Source organism: Pseudomonas sp. MH10, from assembly GCF_034353045.1.
Taxonomy (GTDB): Bacteria; Pseudomonadota; Gammaproteobacteria; order Pseudomonadales; family Pseudomonadaceae; genus Aquipseudomonas.
Genome location: NZ_CP133783.1, coordinates 4,812,939 through 4,834,180 on the forward strand (window position 1 = coordinate 4,812,939; position 21,242 = coordinate 4,834,180).

18 protein-coding genes are annotated in these 21,242 nt (G+C 55.5%); 9 read left to right on the forward strand and 9 right to left on the reverse strand.

Annotated features, from left to right (window positions below):
* Nucleotides 1-2: 2 nt before the first annotated feature.
* On the forward strand, nucleotides 3-182 hold the full coding sequence (locus RHM59_RS21690) for a hypothetical protein (protein WP_322165960.1): 180 nt from the start codon (nucleotides 3-5) through the stop codon (nucleotides 180-182).
* 3 nt (nucleotides 183-185) lie between these two features.
* Here RHM59_RS21690 and RHM59_RS21695 read toward each other — a convergent pair whose 3' ends face one another.
* From RHM59_RS21695 to RHM59_RS21715, 5 genes are all read right to left on the reverse strand, one after another.
* Nucleotides 186-1,181 carry a lysylphosphatidylglycerol synthase transmembrane domain-containing protein gene (locus tag RHM59_RS21695; RefSeq protein WP_322285363.1) on the reverse strand — a complete coding sequence of 332 codons (996 nt, stop codon included), beginning with the start codon at nucleotides 1,179-1,181 and terminating at the stop codon, nucleotides 186-188.
* The gene (locus RHM59_RS21700; protein ID WP_322185004.1) at nucleotides 1,178-1,948 is read right to left on the reverse strand and encodes a polysaccharide deacetylase family protein; all 771 of its coding nucleotides are present in this window, start codon (nucleotides 1,946-1,948) and stop codon (nucleotides 1,178-1,180) included. Before RHM59_RS21700 ends, RHM59_RS21695 begins: the two co-directional genes overlap by 4 nt.
* A complete protein-coding gene (locus RHM59_RS21705) occupies nucleotides 1,941-3,053 on the reverse strand; it encodes a glycosyltransferase family 4 protein (RefSeq protein ID WP_416195035.1) in 1,113 nt (370 codons plus the stop codon). Before RHM59_RS21705 ends, RHM59_RS21700 begins: the two co-directional genes overlap by 8 nt.
* Before the next feature lie 260 nt (nucleotides 3,054-3,313).
* Nucleotides 3,314-4,786, reverse strand: a complete 1,473-nt coding sequence (locus RHM59_RS21710) for an inorganic phosphate transporter (RefSeq protein WP_322285364.1) — start codon at nucleotides 4,784-4,786, stop codon at nucleotides 3,314-3,316.
* Between the two features lie 240 nt (nucleotides 4,787-5,026).
* Nucleotides 5,027-5,224, reverse strand: coding sequence for a hypothetical protein (locus tag RHM59_RS21715; RefSeq protein ID WP_322165956.1), 198 nt, complete (start codon nucleotides 5,222-5,224; stop codon nucleotides 5,027-5,029).
* A gap of 838 nt (nucleotides 5,225-6,062) precedes the next feature.
* Between RHM59_RS21715 and pcaR the strand changes: the two genes are divergently transcribed.
* The 6 genes from pcaR to pcaD all read left to right on the forward strand — a co-directional run bounded on the left by pcaR (nucleotide 6,063) and on the right by pcaD (nucleotide 12,224).
* Entirely contained in the window at nucleotides 6,063-6,905 is an 843-nt protein-coding gene (pcaR, locus tag RHM59_RS21720; RefSeq protein WP_322165955.1) for a pca regulon transcriptional regulator PcaR, read from the forward strand.
* Nucleotides 6,906-7,070: 165 nt separating this feature from the next.
* On the forward strand, nucleotides 7,071-7,928 hold the full coding sequence (locus tag RHM59_RS21725; RefSeq protein WP_322285365.1) for a CoA transferase subunit A: 858 nt from the start codon (nucleotides 7,071-7,073) through the stop codon (nucleotides 7,926-7,928).
* Complete coding sequence (locus RHM59_RS21730; protein ID WP_322165953.1) at nucleotides 7,928-8,707, forward strand: CoA-transferase subunit beta; 780 nt, start codon at nucleotides 7,928-7,930, stop codon at nucleotides 8,705-8,707. The genes RHM59_RS21725 and RHM59_RS21730 overlap by 1 nt, the downstream gene beginning before the upstream one ends.
* The gene (pcaF, locus tag RHM59_RS21735) at nucleotides 8,704-9,909 is read left to right on the forward strand and encodes a 3-oxoadipyl-CoA thiolase (RefSeq protein WP_322285366.1); all 1,206 of its coding nucleotides are present in this window, start codon (nucleotides 8,704-8,706) and stop codon (nucleotides 9,907-9,909) included. Before RHM59_RS21730 ends, pcaF begins: the two co-directional genes overlap by 4 nt.
* 137 nt (nucleotides 9,910-10,046) lie before the next feature.
* Nucleotides 10,047-11,360, forward strand: coding sequence for an MFS family transporter (locus tag RHM59_RS21740; RefSeq protein WP_322165951.1), 1,314 nt, complete (start codon nucleotides 10,047-10,049; stop codon nucleotides 11,358-11,360).
* 75 nt (nucleotides 11,361-11,435) lie between these two features.
* Nucleotides 11,436-12,224 (forward strand): 3-oxoadipate enol-lactonase, encoded by a 789-nt coding sequence (gene pcaD, locus RHM59_RS21745; RefSeq protein ID WP_322285367.1) that lies wholly within the window; start codon nucleotides 11,436-11,438, stop codon nucleotides 12,222-12,224.
* Between the two features lie 143 nt (nucleotides 12,225-12,367).
* On the opposite strand, the gene adeC is transcribed toward pcaD, so the two are convergent.
* The 3 genes from adeC to RHM59_RS21760 are packed head-to-tail and all read right to left on the reverse strand — an operon-like array spanning nucleotide 12,368 to nucleotide 18,129.
* A complete protein-coding gene (gene adeC / locus RHM59_RS21750) occupies nucleotides 12,368-13,831 on the reverse strand; it encodes an AdeC/AdeK/OprM family multidrug efflux complex outer membrane factor (protein ID WP_322285368.1) in 1,464 nt (487 codons plus the stop codon).
* Nucleotides 13,828-16,965 (reverse strand): efflux RND transporter permease subunit, encoded by a 3,138-nt coding sequence (locus RHM59_RS21755; protein WP_322285369.1) that lies wholly within the window; start codon nucleotides 16,963-16,965, stop codon nucleotides 13,828-13,830. Before RHM59_RS21755 ends, adeC begins: the two co-directional genes overlap by 4 nt.
* 3 nt (nucleotides 16,966-16,968) lie before the next feature.
* Entirely contained in the window at nucleotides 16,969-18,129 is a 1,161-nt protein-coding gene (locus RHM59_RS21760) for an efflux RND transporter periplasmic adaptor subunit (protein ID WP_322285370.1), read from the reverse strand.
* Between the two features lie 251 nt (nucleotides 18,130-18,380).
* Between RHM59_RS21760 and RHM59_RS21765 the strand changes: the two genes are divergently transcribed.
* Together RHM59_RS21765 and RHM59_RS21770 are read left to right on the forward strand one after the other, a co-directional pair.
* Entirely contained in the window at nucleotides 18,381-19,013 is a 633-nt protein-coding gene (locus RHM59_RS21765; RefSeq protein ID WP_322285371.1) for a TetR family transcriptional regulator, read from the forward strand.
* A 328-nt stretch (nucleotides 19,014-19,341) separates the two neighbouring features.
* Nucleotides 19,342-20,472, forward strand: a complete 1,131-nt coding sequence (locus tag RHM59_RS21770; RefSeq protein WP_416195036.1) for a DUF3396 domain-containing protein — start codon at nucleotides 19,342-19,344, stop codon at nucleotides 20,470-20,472.
* Here the strand turns inward: RHM59_RS21770 and RHM59_RS21775 are convergent.
* The gene (locus RHM59_RS21775) at nucleotides 20,408-21,241 is read right to left on the reverse strand and encodes a hypothetical protein (protein WP_322185020.1); all 834 of its coding nucleotides are present in this window, start codon (nucleotides 21,239-21,241) and stop codon (nucleotides 20,408-20,410) included. The genes RHM59_RS21770 and RHM59_RS21775 overlap by 65 nt on opposite strands.
* Nucleotide 21,242 lies beyond the last annotated feature (1 nt).

Here is a 21,242-nt window from a genome sequence, read left to right on the forward strand (position 1 = left end):
ACATGACCGACCCACTCGATAAAGCCACGTCCAATGCACCGCCTACGTTAGGTGAGGGCTGTTTGAGCCGTTACGACCCCCAAGCATTGGGGCCGGACGATGGCACTGAGTTTGAGGGCGCGGCGCACCTGTGGCAGCAATTACAGGACGCGCCTTCTCCCGAGAAACCTGAAAATAAATAACCGTCAGGCTTCTCTAAAGCGCATGAGCTTATTAAGCAGCGGTCGGCTGATGAGCAGCAAAAACACCGGGCCGCCGACGACCAAGTAAAAGTAATAGGTCACGGCACGCCAGATCACGATGGCCGCAGCGGCAGTGGAATTTCCGACCATCGGGGCCAAAAGCGCGGCGGAGGTCAACTCTGCCGCGCCCGCACCTCCCGGTAGCAAGCTCAATTGGCCGGCACTCAGTGAAAGCATCTGGATCAGAAAGCTCCATGCCCACTGAACATCCGTCCCTAGCCCACGCAACGCCAGGTACAGCACGCTGTAGCGCAATCCCCAATGCAGGCAGGTCAGTAGAAACACCAACGTCAATCTTGTTCGAGGCATTTTCAGGGTGTCGGCCAACGCATTACGGAAATGCAGCAGCTTTCGCGCCCAGCGTCTTCGCGTGACGGCGTTGGTGTTCAGGCGTTTGAGCAACTGGCCGTTGAGCGTGATGATCTGCCGATGGTACCTGGCCAAACAGAGGCACAGACAAAGCCCGACCAGCATCAGGGTGGCGCTGAGACCCAGCATCCATTCCAGTTTCTGACTCAGGCTGTGAAACAAGGCATAAAACAGGATGCCCAGCAGTGCGCATAAGAAAAACAGCAGATCACTCAGTTGGTCGGTAGCGAACACTGCACTGCTTTTCGCCGGCCTTACGCCGTTACGCGACAGCAGTGCCATTAAGGTCAGCGGCGCACCGCTGCCTCCTGGCGTAGCGCAGTACGCAAATTCCGTGGCCATAACCACGCCGAGGCTTTTCAGTGGACTCATTTCGCGGACATTGTCGCCCAGCAAAAGACGCAATCGCAGCGCGTTTAACCCCCAGCACAGCAAGATCATGCCGAACATGGCGAGTAACAGCCCCAGCGGAAAATCCCTTAGCCGCCGCAAGGTTTCGCTCCCTCCCGCTAGCAGCGGTATCAAGACCGCCGCCAACAATGTGGCGAGTAGTAAGGCCAGGCGTTTCACGCGGCAGACCTCAGAACGGGGCGCTGCGTGGCCAGCCAACTGGCTTTGGTCATTGGCGTGCGACCACTGTCCATTAGCCGTTGCAGCAGTTGCAGCCAATAGTTCCGAGAGAATGTGTGGCGCATGTCAACCGGGTGCAAACCCAGCCGAATCGTTTGCGCCGTTTGGAATTTGAATTCAAGCCGGTCGCTGACCAGTTTTGACACGCCTCTGCGCCAGGCGCTGCCGGCACTCCAGACGATTCCTGGTGCTTCGATTTTAGAAAAGTCCGGCAGTTGAAACAGATGTTGTGAATCGCTGGTGTAGGAAAAAGGCAGGGCACGCAGCGCTTCCCGCGTCCCGAGACTCATCAGCCAGGCCGGTGCTACAAATCCGTGAAGCGGCCAGTCAAGACGCTCAAAAAGCTCAACGCCGGCCTGTAATCGGGCGAGGGCGTGATCGTAATCGAGGGCATAAAACTCGCCTTCCCACGTAAAAATACGACGCATGAAATACTCACGCGGGGTTTTCGGAGGAGGGCCGTCGTCACTGTGGTGGTAACCGTGCAGCGCGAGTTCATCGCCACGGGCCAAGCGATGTTCCAAGACGCGCTGGAAACGAATGTCAGTAGCCAAAGGGTTGCGTTTGTGGAAATCAGGAACCACCAGCCACGTCATCGGAATGTCGCCCAGAGCGTCGACGGCCTCCACGAATGGCTGATAGTCGGCCCAGGTTTCAGGCGCGACATCGTGCAGCACCAATAGCACTGCGGGATTGGTTTCAGACATGAACGAGTACCGGCGACCGGGTGCCGAGTACGGCTTGATAGTGCTGAAGTAGGCCCGCTACCACCGTGTCCCAGGCAAAGTACTGTTCAACAAATTTGCGCGCTTGAATGCCTATGAGTGTGCTGTCGCGGTTGAACAGCTCCTGCACAGCGCTGGCCATGGCCGCTCCGTTATTAGGTTGGCAAAGCACTCCGCAGGTTTCTGGGACGATTTCTGTGAAAGCACCGGCCGCCACGGCAACCACCGGAATCCCACTGGCCATGGCTTCAAGGATCACCAAGCCAAAGGTTTCTTGATCCCCCGCATGTAATAGTGCGTCTGAGCTGGCCAACAGACGGGCGACTTCGCTGGCTGGGCAAAAATGATCGATCACCGATACGTTCTCCGGGACCACCGCTGGCATATGAGAGCCGACCAGTAGCAAATGGTACTCCGGCCCGAGGCGTTTCATGCAGTCCAACAACACAGGCACATTCTTCTCCCGTGAGCCTCGGCCAGCAAAGATCAAAAGACGCGAGTCTTCGGCGAGTCCCAATTGGGCTTTAACACTGGGGTCGCGCAACGTCGGAGTAAAGGTCGCCAGGTCCACACCCAGTTGTTGAACATGGACATTTTGTACACCCAACCCGATAAGTTTGTTGGCCATGGCACTGCTGGGCGCCAATACCCGATCAAAGTTGCTGTACAGCTTACTGACGTAAGCTTCGACATTGGTTCCAATCCAACTTCCGATGCGGTTACTGACCAGCAGCGGCAAATCAGAATGATAGAAGCCAATGACGGGTACATCCAGTTGACGGCGTGCATCAAGTGCCGCCCATGCCGTTAGATAGGGGTCTCCGACTTCAATCAGATCAGGCTGTAAATCGTGCAGGACGTTTCGCCATGGCGCTAGGCGAAGGGGGAACCGGTAACCGTTCCCGAACGGCACCGCCGGGGCGGGTACCTTAAAAATACCGTCCTTATGACTCAGGCTGGCTCCCGGGATCAACAGGCTATGACGAACTCCCGGATAACGTCCCAAGCGACGGTGTTTGGCATCTAGATACGTGCGCACGCCACCGCTGGCAGGGGCGTAGAACATGGTCATGTCAGCGATATGCACGGTGATTATCCCTCCGTTTTGTCGTCGTCCATTAGGTTGACCACTGTCAGGAATAGATGTTCGGTCCATAAAGACAAGATGCTAACGCCCGGTTTTGAGGGCTTTTTGAGCTGTCGTACAGATCTGCGATAGGTGCTGACGGAGAGGGGGGCGTGCGGAGTTTTCTATGCGTGAGGGATGAAACGAAGTCGAGAGGGCGATGCTGTGTGGGCCGTCTGTCCCCGCCAACACGGGGACAGACTTTATTCGGCAGCAGTGAGTTAGGCCAGCACTCTGGACGCGAGCCAGAACAATCCTGCAGAAAGGAGGACCGTTGCAGGGAGTGTCAGGACCCATGCCAACAGAATGTTGCGCACAGTGCCGCTTTGCAGGCCGCTTTTGTTAGCGACCATGGTTCCCGCGACGCCCGACGACAAAATGTGAGTCGTCGAAACCGGGAGCGCCCAGACGTTTGCCAATCCGATGGCCAAGGTCGTGGTGATTTGCGCGGACATGCCTTGAGCATAGGTCATGCCCTGTTTACCGATTTTTTCGCCGATGGTTAGCACCACTCGTTTCCAGCCGATCATCGTGCCCAGGCCCAGCGCCATAGCGACCGCCAAAATCACCCAGAACGGTGCGTACTCAGTCGTAACGGTCAGGTCTTTGCGAAGCTTTTCCAGGTCCGACTTTTCACGCGCTGCCAGTTCCGGCATTTTTCCGACTTTTCTTGCCGTGTCGTCCATGCAAAGCAAGTAGCGACGTACTTCGATGCGGTTTTCAGCCGACAGGGCATGGTAGTCAGTGACACCTTTAAGGGTGTTGAGCAGCGCGTTGATTGTCGGCTCGCTTTGCTCTGGTTTGCAGCTTGAACGCTCCGGCAGGTCGCCTTCCTTTGATTTGCCCAGCGCCAAAAACTCACCCAGCGTTGCGCTGTTGCGCTGATAAAACTGGCTCAGGTGCAAGGTGGCATCGCGGGTTCGTTCGATCTGGTAGGTAGTGCTGCTCAGATCGAGTACAAATTGAGCCGGTACGATGCCGATTAGTACGAGCATGATCAGGCCAATACCTTTCTGCCCATCGTTGGAGCCGTGCACGAAACTGACGGTCATGGCGGAAACGACCAATACCAGGCGATTCCAGAATGGAGGATGCTTTTTGTCGTCGAGTTTACGACGTTGGTCGGGCGTTTTGTGCATCTTCGACAGCGGACGCCACCACTTCAAGCCGAGCAGCAATAAGGCTGAAACGACAAAGCCAGCCACTGGCGAGAAGACCAGTGACGAACCGATATCGATCACTTTCTGCCAGTTGATGCCATCGGCTAACGGAATGTGGTTGATCGCCGCATTGGCCAGCCCCACGCCCAGAATCGAACCGATCAGGGTGTGCGAGCTGGAGGCCGGAATCCCGAAATACCAGGTTCCAAGATTCCAGGTAATGGCCGCTGCCAGCAGTGAGAACACCATTGCCAGGCCATGTCCGGTATTTACGTTGATCAATAACTCGACCGGAAGCAAGTGGACGATGGCATACGCCACGCCGACCCCGCCAAGCAGTACGCCGAGAAAGTTGAACGCGCCGGACAGGAATACCGCGAGGTGCGGCGCCATGGCTTTGGTATAGATGACTGTCGCGACTGCGTTAGCAGTGTCATGAAAGCCGTTGATGAACTCGAAGGTGAGGACGAAGGCCAAGGCAAGCAGCAAGCTCACAACTACCCAAGCATCCAGTCCGCTGAAAAAATCGATCATGAAGGTTTTATGACCACGCCGTGAGGGGGCGCGATTATGCCAGAAAACCCTACAAATCGATGCATCTGCAGCGCATCGGTTACATTCTTAAATAAAACCGATAAGTGCAGCTACCGCCAGACAGGCTGTCGGGGAGATAGCTGAGCGCTTGGTATATGCCTGAACCCATTACACAGGGCGCTACGCCCACAACAGGGGAGCGGCGTAACAAACTGCCGAGACTGACTTCAGTCTGGGTGGTTAGGGTTCTTCCTTGAGGTCTTTTTCCATTTTGTGCAGTTCTTGCTGGAAAGCCTGATCGAGAAGGCTGGCTTTTTTGCGCCAAGGCTTACGTTCCGGCTCGGGTTGTGCGGCGTAGGTGGTGACTGCCCCGCCGTATACATCCTTGTAACGTTGTTCCTGGCGCTCAAGTTCCGCGCGCAGTTCATCTTTCGTCACAGTTTTACCTAATAAGTAGAAATTTATTCTGGTGAAGACGCAGAGCCTGGAAAGTCTGTGTACAGGTTATATCCGGTCCACAAGGCTGTTAAACAGCTGATCCTTGCCCGGTAAACGTGTAAGCACTTTCTTTCGCTGCACGCGGCTACGGTCACCAGAAAGAACAGCTGTCGTAGCAACAGTTACGAGTTGCAAGCGCGGAGGCTAACAAAAGTTCGACATCTCATCCGCTTGCTAACTGGGCCTTGCGCTGACATTGGGCAAGGTTCAGGTGATTGGATCCACGCTTAGCGCGGGGAAGCTCAATCACTGCGGGGCATTATAACCAGTCGAATGACGAACACTATCTCCAAGATGTCGGGCGACGTCAACTTTATGTGCGGGTTTGTTACGAGAAGTCTTCTATCTGTGCGGTGTTTCGTTGTATTGGAGTTCCGAGGCTTATGTTTGCAGTACCAATGGAACTTTTATAACTGATCGTCGTATTGTTTTCAGCGCACGGTCGCCTGTTGCTAAGGCGGGCTGATCTAGTAACTCAGCCAGCCTCCGTGGTGCCACTAGAAGCAGCCAACCGTATGGGTTGCGCTTGGAAATCGCAGAAATAAAAACGGCCTTGCTTCGTGGGCAAGGCCGTGCCGAGGGACTTCCCGTGGTACCTGACCAGTATTTCCAGGAAGCCACCTTGATGGCCCGTGAAAGGTATAAGGATCTGGAGGGTGGGTCAATTGCGATTATCGGCCATTGGTTCGATAATCGCCCAGATGCACAATCGGATGCGCCATAAATACGCTTCAAGGCAATCAATCCCGCCTGAAAGCCATGACAAGCGGTGTTTAGGATGAACGACCAACTACGAAAATCTTTTGCTTCGCTGGCCCCGCCCATCATTGCATCACCGGCCAAACGCATTCAGGCCCTCACGGGTGATCCGGATTTCATGACATCGCTAGCCCGTGGGTTGGCAGTGATCCATGCTTTTCAAGAACGTAAGCGACAACTGACCATTGCCCAAATCAGCCACCGCACGGAAATTCCCCGCGCCGCTGTGCGCCGTTGCCTGCTGACATTGATCAAACTCGGCTATGCGACATGCGATGGTCGTGCCTATTCGTTATTGCCTAAAGTGCTGACGCTGGGGCATGCCTATTTGTCGTCCACGCCGTTGGCTATTTCGGCGCAACCGTACCTGGACCAGATGAGTGACCAGCTCCACGAAGCCTGCAACATGGCTACCCTCGAAGGCGACGACATTCTGTATATCGCGCGCTCCGCGACCACCCAGCGTTTGATCTCCGTGGATTTGTCAGTAGGCGGGCGCTTGCCGGCCTATTGCACCTCAATGGGCCGTATTTTGCTGGCCGCGTTAGACGACGTCTCATTGCATGAATACCTTGATCACGTCGATCTGCAGCCGAAAACCAGCCGCACGCTGTCTACCCCGCAGGCTTTATTGGAGTGCTTGCAACAGGTTCGCCAACAGGGTTGGTGCATTGTTGATCAAGAGCTGGAACAAGGGCTGCGTTCGATTGCGGTACCCGTGTACGACGCTTCTGGCCAGGTATTGGCCGCGCTTAATGTCAGTACCAGCGCTGGTCGGGTGACACGCAACGATCTGGAGCAACGTTTTTTGCCGATTATGCTCGATGCCAGCCGTGACTTGAGCACGCAGCTGTTTGCCTGACTCCTTTCCTGACCGCTAATCGCTCGTAACAAGTTGGGCGATCAGCGAACACTTAGTCGATTATCGGATTGTTTGACCCACCGCGCCGGCATAACCTGATTCGCAATCCAGCGCCGTTCGTTTGCGCTATTTAATCGATTGTGATGTTGAGTTAGGGAGCACCCCATGGCTGAAATTCTTTCTTTGCACGATGCCGTGAAGCAATTCGTCAACGATGGCGACACTGTTGCGCTGGAAGGCTTTACCCATCTTATTCCCAGCGCGGCAGGTCATGAAATTATTCGTCAGGGCAAAAAAGACCTGACACTGGTTCGCATGACCCCCGACTTGATTTACGACCAATTGATCGGTGCAGGTTGTGCGAAAAAACTGATCTTCTCGTGGGGTGGCAATCCCGGCGTCGGTTCACTGCACCGGTTGCGCGATGCGGTCGAGAAGCAATGGCCGCAGGCGATGGAGATTGAAGAGCATAGCCACGCCGACTTGGCTAATGCCTATGTTGCAGGTGCCTCCGGGCTGCCGTTTGCGGTCCTGCGCGCTTACGCCGGGTCAGATTTGCCAAAAGTAAATCCCTATATCAAAACAGTGACCTGTCCCTTTACCGGTGAAGTATTGGCGGCGGTTCCAGCCGTGCGTCCTGACGTCACGGTAATTCATGCGCAGAAGGCTGATCGCAAAGGCAACGTACTGCTGTGGGGCATTCTAGGCGTGCAGAAAGAAGCGGCGTTGGCTGCCAAGCGCTGCATCGTCACCGTCGAGGAAGTCGTCGACAGCTTGAATGCGCCGATGAATGCCTGCGTCTTGCCTACTTGGGCCTTGAGCGCCGTGTGTCTGGTACCCGGCGGCGCGCATCCGTCCTACGCGCATGGTTATTACGAGCGCGATAATCAGTTCTATCAGGCGTGGGACGCTATCGCCCGCGACCGTGAACGCTTTACCGCGTGGATCGCTGAATACATTCATGGCACCGCTGATTTCGACGAATTTAAAGCCCGGTTGGCCAATGTATCGGAGGCTAAGTAATGACCTACACGACCAATGAAATGATGACTGTCGCTGCGGCCCGTCGCTTGAAAAACGGCTCGGTATGTTTCGTCGGCATCGGCCTACCGTCCAAGGCGGCAAACCTGGCTCGTCTGACCTCTTCGCCTGACGTCGTGTTGATTTACGAGTCCGGCCCGATTGGTGCCAAACCCAGTGTTCTGCCGTTGTCGATTGGTGACGGTGAGTTGGCGGAAACCGCGGATACCGTCGTTTCCACCAGCGAGATATTTCGCTATTGGCTGCAAGGCGGCCGAGTCGACGTCGGTTTTCTCGGTGCCGCTCAGGTCGACCGCTTCGGCAATATCAACACCACAGTGGTCGGCGACTATCACCACCCGAAAGTACGATTGCCAGGTGCGGGTGGGGCCCCGGAGATTGCCGGCTCGGCCAAATCGGTATTGATCATTCTCAAACAGTCGGCACGGGCGTTCGTTAACACGCTCGACTTCATTACCTCGGTCGGTCACGGCGAAGGCGGTGATTCACGTAAGAAGTTGGGCCTTCCGGGTGCTGGCCCCGTCGGGATTATTACCGATCTGTGCATCATGGAACCCGAAGCCGTCACCCATGAGTTTGTGGTCACCACCCTGCACCCTGGGGTAACTCGGGAGCAGGTCATTGCAGCCACGGGCTGGGAAGTACGTTTTGCCGACAACGTCGTCTGTTCGGACGTTCCCTCTGAACTCGAATTGACCGCACTGCGTGATCTGGAAGCGCGAACCGCTGCCGCTCACGGTCAGGCACCGGGAGAAGCATGATGCGTGACGTTTATATTTGCGATGCGATTCGTACACCCATCGGCCGATTCGGCGGCGGCCTGTCAACAGTACGTGCGGACGACTTGGCAGCCGTACCGATCAAAGCGCTGATGGAACGCAACCCGTCAGTGGACTGGGCGCAAGTTGACGAAGTGTTTTTCGGCTGTGCTAACCAGGCCGGTGAAGACAACCGCAATGTGGCGCGAATGGCTGCGTTGCTGGCAGGACTGCCGGAAAGTGTTCCGGGCGTCACGCTTAACCGCCTTTGCGCGTCCGGCATGGACGCTGTCGGCAGTGCGTTTCGGGCGATCGCCAGCGGTGAGATGGAGCTGGCGATTGCCGGCGGCGTCGAGTCCATGTCCCGAGCGCCTTTCGTCATGGGCAAAGCGGACGCAGCCTTTTCTCGCGGCATGAAGTTGGAAGACACCACGATTGGTTGGCGCTTTATTAATCCGTTGATGAAGACTCGGTTCGGCGTCGATTCAATGCCACAGACCGGCGATAACGTGGCCGAAGATTTCAATATCTCCCGCGCGGATCAAGACGCCTTCGCTTTGCGCAGTCAGCAAAAGGCCGCTGTCGCGCAGGCGGCGGGGTTTTTCAATGAAGAAATTGTGCCGGTGCGCATCGCCCAAAAAAAAGGCGAGACGATTGTTTCGCAGGACGAGCATCCCCGTGCCGACACCAGCCTTGAAACGCTGAGCAAGCTCAACCCCGTCAACGGCCCAGACAAAACCGTTACGGCGGGCAATGCCTCCGGGGTTAATGACGGCGCGGCAGCGATGATTCTCGCCTCTGCTGACGCGGTAAAAAAACATGGTTTGACCGCTCGCGCCCTTGTCTTGGGTATGGCCAGTGCGGCAGTCGCCCCGCGAATTATGGGCATCGGCCCGGTGCCAGCGGTTCGCAAATTGGTCGAGCGTCTGGGCTTGGCAGTGACCGACTTCGACGTCATAGAACTTAACGAAGCCTTCGCCAGCCAAGGGTTGGCGGTGTTGCGTGAGTTGGGTATCGCCGACGATGCACCGCAGGTCAATCCAAACGGCGGGGCGATTGCGCTGGGTCATCCCTTGGGAATGAGCGGCGCGCGCCTGGTGCTGACAGCGCTGCATCAGCTGGAAAAAATCGGCGGCCATAAAGCCCTTGCAACCATGTGTGTAGGGGTCGGCCAAGGACTGGCGTTAGCAATTGAGCGTGTCTGACCACGGCCTCGGCAAACATCCATAACTGCCTTGCTTCAACTAAGGAGCAACGTGTTCTGCATGATTGCGTTTTGGTGCGTGGATCGGTAACGGAATATGTCTAGAATGGGGCAGTGACCCCTCAGAGTGAGCTACTAATGACAATAACAACTACAGCCATACCCGAGCCTGCGCATTACACCCCGCAAGAACGCAAAAAGCGGATCTTCGCCATCGTCGGTGCCTCATCGGGCAACTTGGTTGAGTGGTTCGACTTCTACGTGTATGCCTTTTGCGCGATCTATTTTGCGCCAGCGTTCTTCCCTTCTGACGATCCGACGGTTCAGTTGCTCAACACGGCGGGTGTGTTCGCAGCCGGCTTCTTGATGCGTCCGATTGGTGGCTGGTTGTTTGGCCGAGTGGCCGACAAACATGGCCGCAAAAACTCGATGATGATTTCAGTGCTGATGATGTGCGCCGGTTCGCTGGTCATTGCCTGCTTGCCGACCTACGCCTCGATTGGCGCTTGGGCCCCTGCGTTGTTGTTGGTGGCGCGTCTGTTTCAAGGCTTGTCGGTCGGCGGTGAATACGGCACAACCGCGACCTACATGAGCGAAATTGCCCTCAGAGGACAACGTGGATTTTTCGGTTCGTTCCAGTACGTCACCCTGATCGGTGGTCAATTGTTAGCCGTGCTGACGGTAGTGATCCTGCAGCAGTTCCTCGACTCTAATGAGTTGAAGGCTTACGGCTGGCGGATTCCGTTCGTGATTGGCGCTATTGCGGCGTTGATTTCGCTGTTCCTGCGCCGCACGCTCAAAGAAACCAGCAGTGCAGAAATGCGTAACGATAAAGATGCTGGCAGTATCTCGGCCTTGTTTCGCGATCATAAAGCGGCGTTCATCACCGTACTGGGCTACACCGCCGGTGGCTCGCTGATTTTCTACACGTTTACTACGTACATGCAGAAATACTTGGTGAACACCGGTGGAATGACCCCGAAAACCGCCAGCTACATCATGACCTGCGTGTTGTTCCTCTACATGTGCATGCAGCCGCTGTTCGGCATGTTGGCGGACAAAATCGGGCGTCGTAATTCGATGCTGTGGTTCGGCGCGCTGGGCACGCTTTGCACTGTGCCAATCCTGATGACGCTGAAAACCACCACCAACCCGTTTATAGCGTTCTTGCTGATCACCTTTGCGCTGGCAATTGTCAGCTTCTACACCTCGATCAGCGGACTGGTGAAAGCTGAGATGTTTCCGCCAAAAGTTCGGGCGTTGGGTGTGGGTCTTGCTTACGCGGTGGCCAATGCCATCTTCGGCGGCTCGGCGGAATTCGTTGCGCTGTCGCTTAAAAATCAAGGCATGGAAAGCAACTTTTACTGGTACGTGACGGTCATGATGGCAATCGCGTTTCTGTTCAGCTTGCGCCTGCCGAAACAGCCGGCGTACCTGCATCACGACCATTGATCCATTTGCGCGCGCTCGTCCGAGCGCGCGCCATGCAGACACTGCGCTCCAGTGAAGTGTCTGAAGGAGGCAGCCATGGGATTTTTACAACTCGCCGACGGTGATTTGCATTACCAACTCGACGGTCCGAAGGATGCGCCGGTGTTGGTGTTGTCCAACTCCCTGGGCACTAGCCTGGAGATGTGGGACACCCAGATGCCGACCTTCATAAAGTACTTTCGCGTGCTGCGTTACGATACCCGAGGACAGGGTCTCTCGCTGGTGACGCCTGGCCCTTACAACATCCGGCAAATGGGCCTGGACGTGTTGACGTTGCTCGACGGGCTGGCGATTGCGCAAGCGCACTTCTGCGGCTTGTCCATGGGCGGATTGATCGGCCAGTGGCTGGGGATTTATGCCAACGACCGCTTGCATAAGTTGGTGCTGTGCAACACCGCCGCTAAAATCGGCGGCCCGGATATGTGGGAACCGCGCATTGCAGCGGTGCAGCGTGATGGAGTGGCGGCCATGGTCGACTTGCGCGATGCATCGGTTGCACGCTGGTTCACCCCTGGCTTTGCGGACGCTAACCCGGAAAAGGTCAAACGCATCACTGACATGCTCGCGGCCTCGTCACCGGAAGGTTATGCCGCCTGCTGCGCTGCCGTGCGTGACGCTGATTTCAGTGATCAGTTGGGTTCGATCAGCGCGCCGACACTGCTGATCTCAGGGATCTTGGACCCAGTAACGCCACCTGCCGGCGGGCGGTATCTCAACGAGCAGATTGCGTATTCATTGATCGAAGAAGTCCACGCGGCGCATCTCTCCAATGTCGAAGCGGGGGATGTATTCACCAGTCATGTGCGGGAGTTTTTGTTGAGTTGAGTCTGTGTAACGCCAAAACCCTGTGGGATCGAATTCGCGTTTTTGCGCTAATAGCCTCGCTCACACTGGTTGAAGAACCGGCTTAATCCAGAGCCGTATAAAAAAACCCACCAATCGGTGGGTTTTTTTATGCGGCGTTGAAACTAGAAAAGTCTGGTTTCAGGCACGTCGCCGGTCGTGGGTTTGTTTGAGTCGGCGGTTTGTTCGTACCAACCGCCGCCCAAGGCTTTGTACAGATTAACTTCACTGGTCAGTTGCGAGAGACGGTCACTGATCAACGATTGCTGCGCGGCGAACAACTGGCGCTGGGCATCAAGGAAGGTCAGGTTGCTGTCGATACCGATGCGATAACGACGTTCAGCCAGGCGGTAGTAGTCCTGGTTGGCGGTAACGAAATCACGTTGCGCCTGAAGTTGTTCGTTGTAGGTTTGGCGTGAAGCCAAGCCGTCAGAAACTTCCTGGAACGCGGTCTGGATCGTTTTCTCGTAGTTTGCAACGCCAATGTCTTTCTGGATTTTCGAGTAATCCAGGCTTGCGCGCAGGCTGCCAGCGTTAAAGATGGGCAGGCTGATGTGCGGCTCGAACAACCACGTACCCGACCCACCCTTGAACAGACCCGACAAGTCCGCACTGCCGGTCCCGGCGCTGGCCGTCAGGCTGATGCTTGGGAAGAACGCAGCGCGCGCCGCGCCGATATTAGCGTTGGCCGCCTTGAGCTGATGTTCTGCTTCAAGGATGTCAGGGCGACGATGCAACAAGTCCGACGGCAATCCCGCTGGCATGTCCGCAAGAATGTCGGTAGCGAGCGGTTGGCTCGCTGGCAGATTGGCCGGTAAACCAGTACCCAATAGCAGCGTCAGGCTGTTCACATCTTGAGCGACCAGGCGTTGATATTGCGCAAGCTTGACCCGGGCACTTTCCACCGAGGTGCGCGACTGCGCCAGGTCGAGAGCGGACGACACACCGACTTCGCTGGTGCGCAAGGTGAGCTTGTAGCTCTCCTCGAACGCCTTGAGTGTGTCTTGAGTCAGCTTGAGTTGCTCTTGGTCAGCGACCCAAGTCAGGTAAGCGTTGGCCACGTTGGCCACCAAACTGATCTGCGTGCTACGGCGAGCTTCCTCACTGGAGAAATACGTCTCCAGCGCTTGCTGGCTAAGGCTGCGTATGCGTCCAAACAGATCCAGCTCATAGGCGCTCAGGCCCAATGTTGCTGAGTACTGGCCGCCGACTGTCGCTTTCCCGCTCTGTGACAAATCGGCAGGGGTCCGTCCACGAGAGCCGCTGCCGTCAGCGGAAATCGCCGGGTACAGGTCGGCACGCTGGATGCGGTATTGCGCACGGTAGGCGTCGATGTTCAGCGCCGCAACACGCAGGTCACGGTTGTTGACCAGCGAGGTCTGGATCAGTTGTTGCAACGCCTGATCTTTAAAGAACCGACGCCAGCCTTGTTCAGCCGCAGCAACATTGGCCGATTCGGTCGGCGAATAGGCAGGACCTTGCGGATACTGCGCCGCAACCGGCGCGGCAGGCTGCATGTACTCAGGGATCAACGAGCAGCCGCTAAGAATGAACGCGGTGACTGCCAGAGAGATCAGGGACTTGCTCATTGGCCAGCCTCATCGTGTGGAATTTTTTTCGGTTTGGTCTTGAACAACGCGGACACCGAAACGAAGAACAGGGGCACCCAGAAGATCGCCAGCACAGTTGCGGTGATCATACCGCCGATCACCCCGGTACCGATCGAGTGTTGACTGCCGGAGCCTGCGCCTGTGGAGATCGCCAGCGGGACCACGCCGAGGATGAACGCTGCAGAGGTCATCACAATCGGTCGTAGACGCATTCGGCAGGCTTCGATCGCGGCCTCGGTATAGCCCTTACCTTGTTCGTGCAATTCCTTCGCGAACTCGACGATCAAAATGGCGTTTTTCGCCGATAGACCGACCGTTACCAACAAGCCCACCTGGAAGAATACGTCGTTGGACAACCCTCGCAAGCTGGTGGCCATTAACGCACCGATGACCCCCAATGGCACCACGAGCATGACCGCGATCGGAATCGACCAGCTTTCATACAGCGCCGCTAGACAGAGGAACACGATCAGCAAAGAAAGGGCGTACAGCGCTGGGGCTTGAGATCCAGACAGGCGTTCTTCATACGACAGACCGGTCCAGGAATAGCCGATACCTGCCGGAAGTTGCTTGGCCAGACGTTCAACCTCATCCATGGCTTGGCCGGTGCTGTAACCCGGTGCTGGAGTACCGAGTATCTCTTCAGCCGTTACGCCGTTATAACGCGACAGTTTTGGAGAGCCGTAAACCCAAGTGCCAGAGGCAAAAGAGGCGAAGGGAACCATCGTGCCGGTCGCGCTACGTACATACCACTTCTTCAGGTCTTCAGGCGTCATCCGCGCGCTGGCTTCGCCCATAATGAACACTTTCTTGACGCGACCGCGGTCGATGAAGTCGTTGATGTAACTGCCGCCAAGCGCAACCGACAGCGTGGTGTTGATGTTCGTCATCGTCACGCCCAAGGCGTTAGCGCGTTCGTCATCAATCACCAATTGATACTGCGGTTCATCGTTCAAGCCGTTAGGTCGGACACCGGCCAGAATTTTGCTTTTAGCCGCCAGACCGAGGAACTGTCCGCGTGCTTCCATCAACTTCTCGTGACCGACGCCGCCCTGATCCTGCAAGTAGAAGTCAAAGCCGGTGGCGTTACCCAGTTCGAGAACCGATGGAGGAACGACGGCGAAGGTCAACGAATCACGGAAGCCGAAGAAGTGCGCCTGAGCACGCTTGGCCAATTCGAAGACACTGTTTGACGAACCTGGACGTTCATCCCACGGTTTCAACAATATAAACGCCAAGCCGGAGCTTTGGCCGCGACCGGCAAAGTTGAAGCCGTTGACGGTGAACACCGATTGCACCGATGACGATTCGGAGTCGAGCAAGTAGGAGCGCATTTTGTCGAGAACGACCTGAGTACGTTCTGCCGTTGAGCCTGCCGGGGTTTGGACTTGGGCGAAAATAACCCCTTGGTCTTCTTCCGGAAGGAACGCACTCGGGATGCGGGTGAACATCCAGATCATGCCAGCGAAAATCAGCGCATACACCAGAAACGCTGGGATCTTGTGCTTGATCATGTTGCCGACGCCGCGCTCGTAATTGAGCACGCCACGGTCGAAGGTGCGGTTGAACCAACCGAAGAAGCCGCGTTTAGGCTTACCGTGTTTCTCTGGGTCGATCGGCTTAAGCATGGTTGCGCACAGCGCCGGGGTGAAGATCAGTGCGACCATTACCGAGAGCGCCATGGCGGACACAATGGTGATCGAGAACTGCCGATAGATCACACCGGTAGAGCCGCCAAAGAATGCCATCGGCAGCAGAACCGCCGACAACACCATCGCGATACCCACCAATGCACCCTGGATTTGGCCCATGGATTTTACGGTGGCGTCTCTGGGCGAGAGATGCTCCTCGGCCATGACCCGCTCGACGTTCTCGACCACCACAATCGCATCGTCCACCAGCAAGCCGATGGCCAACACCACGCCGAACATCGTCAGGGTGTTGATGGTGAAACCGGCGGCCGCAAGGATACCGAATGTACCCAGCAATACGACCGGGATGGTCATGGTAGTGATCAGCGTGGCGCGCAAGTTCTGCAGGAACAGGAACATCACCAGGAACACCAGGACGATCGCCTCGATCAACGTATGAACCACCCCGGTAATCGATTCGGTGATCACTGGGGTGGTGTCATACGGATATACCGCGCGCATGCCTGGCGGGAAGAACGGTTCGAGCTGAGCAACCGTTGCCCGGATCGCTTTAGAAGTATCCAGTGCGTTGGCGCCCGTTGCCAGTTTGATGGCCAGACCAGAAGCAGGTTTGCCGTTGAATTGCGCGCTGACGCTGTAGTTTTCGCCGCCTAGAGCGACATCGGCAACATCGCCTAGCCGAACTTGCGAGCCATCCAGGTTGACTTTGAGCAGGATGTTCTTGAACTGCTCAGCGGTTTGCAGACGGGTTTTGCCGATGATCGTAGCGTTTAGTTGCTGACCGGGGAGTGCTGGAAGGCCGCCTATTTGACCCGACGAAATCTGCACGTTCTGCGCCGCAACGGCCGCTGACACGTCTACCGGCGTTAGCTGAAAGTTATTCAGTTTGGCGGGGTCAAGCCAGATACGCATGGCGTACTGGGCACCGAACACCTGAAAGTCACCTACCCCGGAAGTCCGCGAAATAGGGTCTTGCATGTTGGAAACAATGTAGTTGGCCAGGTCGTCCTTGGTCATGCTGCCGTCATCAGAGACCAAACCGATGACCAACAGGAAGTTTTTTACCGCCTTAGTTACGCGAATACCCTGTTGCTGTACTTCTTGTGGAAGCAGCGGTGTCGCCAGGTTCAGTTTGTTTTGCACCTGAACTTGAGCGATATCCGGGTTGGTGCCCTGGTTGAACGTCGCGGTGATGGTCATGCTGCCGTCAGAGTTACTTTCCGAGCCGACGTAGCGCAGGTTATCAATACCGTTGAGTTGCTGTTCGATAACCTGGACCACGGTATCCTGCACGGTTTGTGCAGATGCACCTGGGTAGGTTACCGAAATCGCGATCGCCGGTGGTGCAATGGCTGGGTATTGGTTGATCGGCAGTTTGGCAATCGCCAATGCCCCGATCAACATGATCATCAGGGCAATTACCCATGCGAAAATTGGTCGGTCGATAAAAAATTTCGACATGAATTACTCCCCTTTACTGCTCGCGGCTTTATCAGTGACCGGTGCAGGTGCCGGGTTAACTGGGTCGACGTTAGTCGCCTCGGTTGCTTTCACTTCCACGCCAGGCTTGACGTACTGCAGCCCTTCCGTAATTACCCGATCGCCTGCTTTGAGGCCGCTGTCGACCAACCATTGGCTGCCCGCAGTCTTAGAGGCGGCGAGCTGACGCAGTTCAACTTTGTTATCCGCGTTCACGACCAGCGCTGTTGGAGAACCTTTTAGATCGCGGGTTATACCTTGTTGTGGCACCAGAATGGCTGCCGAGTTTACGCCCGCCTGCAGTTGTGCATGGACGAACATCCCCGGTAGCAACGTGTGATTGGGGTTAGGGAATTTAGCGCGCAGAGTCACGGAGCCTGTGGTCTGGTCGACCGATACTTCTGAGAACTCCAATTTACCTTCAAGCGGGTAAACGCTGCTGTCTTCCAGGGTCAGTTTGACCTTGGCAGCGTTGTCGCCGGCTTTTTGCAGATTGCCGCTTTCTAGCTGATGACGCAGGGCCAAAAGGTCTGCCGACGATTGGGTGACGTCGACATAGATCGGATCAAGTTGCTGGATCACGGCCATGGCATCGGTTTGTGCATTATTGACCAATGCACCTTCGGTCACAGCAGAGCGACCAATACGACCCGAAATCGGCGCAAGCACTTTGGTGTAGCGCAGGTTGATTTCAGCGGTCTGCAGGGCTGCCTGGGCTTCGAGGCTGGTGGCCTGCGCCGTATCGAATTCCTGACGGCTTACGGCTTGCTCGTTGACCAACTGCTTGTAGCGATCAGACAACGACTTGGCCGACTGCAAGGTCGCCTTCGCACTATTGGCGGTCGCTTCATAGATCGCTGGATCGATTTGATAAAGCTGATCGCCCGCCTTGACGTCGCCGCCTTCGGTGAACAATCGCTTGAGAATAATGCCGTTGACCTGAGGACGAACTTCAGCAATGCGGAACGCGGTGGTGCGTCCGGGCAATTCAGTTACCTGGGTATAGGCCTGGGTTTTCACGGTCACTACGCCGACCTGAGGAGGGGGTGGTGCAGGCGCCGCCTCTTGCTTTTGATTACATCCGCTCAGCAGTGATGCCAAGGCGACGGCAGTAACCAGAACGGAAACAGCTGGCTTGAAATGCATGAAGATCCTCGGGTCAGGAGCGTGAGTTGCTCGAGAAAGTGAAAGTGAAAGTGAAAAAAGGTTTCGGCTAGATAAATAGGATGCTAATGAATATACTTACATTCACGGTTGTTTGTAAATACCCTACCTGCGATGCTCCAGCATCGCGAGGTAAGGAGTGTAGGCCCGGGACAAGGCAATACAAAGGCTGCCCGGCACTGTCTCTGGCTTAGCGCTTTCGGCCAAAGATATTTTGATTGAGGTTTACTGCCATGGTCCGTCGCACTAAAGAAGAAGCTCAGGAAACACGACGCCATATTCTTGAAGCAGCCGAGAAAGCGTTCTATGAACGTGGCGTCGCTCGCACCACCCTGGCTGACGTCGCGACCCTTGCTGGCGTGACTCGCGGCGCAATCTACTGGCATTTCAGCAATAAGGCGGACCTGGTTCAGGCCATGCTCGACAGCCTGCATGAGCCACTGGAAGACATGGCCAGAGCGAGCGAAAGCGAGGACGAAATCGATCCGCTGGGGTGCATGCGAACGCTGCTGATAAAATTGTTTCGCCAAGTTGCATTGGATCCGAAGACCCGTCGCATCAATGAAATTCTGTTTCATAAGTGCGAATTCACCGATGAAATGTGTGATTTACGACGCCAGCGGCAAATCGCCGCACTTGACTGTAATGATCGTATTGGCCTTGCTCTGGCCAACGCCGTGCGTAAAGGCCAAATGCCGGCTACCTTGAACACGGTTCGCGCATCGATCTGTTTGCACGCTTATATCGATGGCATTCTTGGCCAGTGGTTACTGATTCCGGACAGCTACTGCCTGGGTAACGATGCCGAGCTGTTGGTTGATACCGGACTGGACATGCTGCGCCTGAGTCCTGCCCTGCGTGGCTGAGCATAAGGATCAGGCAATCCAAATGAATATAATCGGATGGCGCTTCGCATGCACTTATATCTTTGTACAACTAGGTTGAATAGTCAGTTTACTAAGTATTTACCTTCCTTTTTGCGTGTAGGCCCCGTTGCGTTGCCGCCTCCCACCGCAAGGTTGCCGGGGCCCAAGTCAGCGAATTCGAAAAAATTACGAGTAGTTTTGTACTTCGCAAGTAGGACTCTTCTTTCTCGATGTAGCTGATTTCCCAAATTAATTTCGGTGTATTGCCCCCTTCTGAAAGACCGTTCAGTCTCCGCAGTCAGAAAATTGCGGATTGAGGGGACAGGGGATGTCGGAAAAGACCTTGGCTGACGTGAACCATTTGAATAGGCTTACGGATCAGGCCGAAAATTTGGTATTAAACTCGATTCAAGGTGAGCCCATCATTCGCCTTGGGTTGATCGCCACGCTGTACTTTAAACACGGCGACACTGCGGAGATAAAGTCGCGTGTGGCGGATTGTTTTAGTAAGTTTCGAAAGGAGTTCAGCCCACACTTGAATTGGCAGTTTTACAAAACGCTACGCAAGATGAGCGGCAGTGGCTTTTCGAGTTGCCGCCGAAAAATTCTGGAAAGCTCCCCTGATCAACAGTTTATGTGGTCAATCAGCAGTGCTAGGTTGCAGCAGGTTGCCCAATATCGACTGTTTGTGATGAACATTCCCCGCAGTCAGTCCACAACGGATCGCTCCTGCCTGAAGATGGTACTGCCTTGGTCGATCCTGCTTGAGCCCGGCGGTCCTCAACGTTACGAGGCATGGCTTAACTACTTGTGCAATCAAGTGCACGCAGAGCATGGATACGGTGGCTTGTCTTGTACGCTGCCCTATGACGGTCAGCGCTATTTCCCGCAGGAATACCTACTGGCAAAACAGTACATCGGCTTAATAGTTGATCCCTTGCCCCATGTAGAAAGCTTGAGACTGCTTGATCACATAAAAGGCGTGAATTGGTTCACGGTACTGGGCCGCCGCTTTGTCAACAAACTGGGTGGGAATGACGCGCTACGCCGTCAACTCAGCAGGCGCAGCGACATCATTTTTCGCGCATACGATGACGGTCTGATTATTCGGGCGGGGGCGCTGCCCAGCCTGGGCGGACCGGGTGAAGAAGCGCCAGCGCCTTATATCGAAGTCAATAGAGCCATCAAACCCATTCGTGTTCGGGCTACCGGTTGTCTTCATGCTTATTCACTCTTGGGTGACACCTTCAGCGAAGCATCATCCGCCGCCTGGCACGCCCGCTTTGATGAGCAACCGCCAGCACCGTTGGACGCAGGCGAACGTTGTACACACACAGGCTACTGGTCTAGCAATGCCACTGTCCGTTCGCGGTGCTTATTTACAGAGGGCGATATCATGCCGACGTATCCACACCTGAAGGGGCGGACTCAGTGGTTTTGGCTGAGAGAGTCTGAATGAGCGTTCGTTCTGCAACGGGTGAGTTAGCGTTAGGCTTTTGGAAGTATTTGCTCATCCACGGGTCCCAGGTTGCTTCTTCGGTATTGGGATACCCATTGTCTTCTGCTTCTTTCAAGAACCTGAGTAACTGCTCTCTATCACCGTCGGGGTACATCGAGCGTTCAACGTCAGATTGCGCATCGCAGAAAGCGATGATCGCTTTATAAGGAATACCATCGCGGTTGCTGTTTCTGGTCATGTATTCGAAGTCTTTTCTCTGCTGCGTGCGTGACGCCAAGTAACGTTCGGCAGGGGTATGGTTGCCGGTCTCATCGTAGAGGATGTCGCATAATTCCTCTCTCGAAAGTGAGTCATAAGGGTTGCCGATTTCAGTACGGGTGGTATGTGAGATAAAAAGAAACGAAGCGACTTGCTCCGCTTGTGCCTGCCTCTCTGGGGAGGTGTCCAACGGTTTTTGCATCAGCAGCGGTGATGTTTGTCCTTGACTGTTTACTTGATTGATAAACCCGACTTTCCAGCTCGACGCTCCGTGGGTGCGATGCCAGATAGCTTGAAGTTCGGCCTTTGATCGCGGTGTCTTTACTGCTGATTGTTCTTGGCGGTACAACCCTTGGGCTTCAGGTGAAAGGGTTACTGACGCAGTGTCATCGCTGCTGGAGTTTTGCCCTGAGGGTATTTGCGTGACTGACTCGTAACTTGGCTGATCCCCCCGGGTAACGGTGGTTGGAATGATGAATGTTGGAATATTTGAACTAACTGGCATCGACATG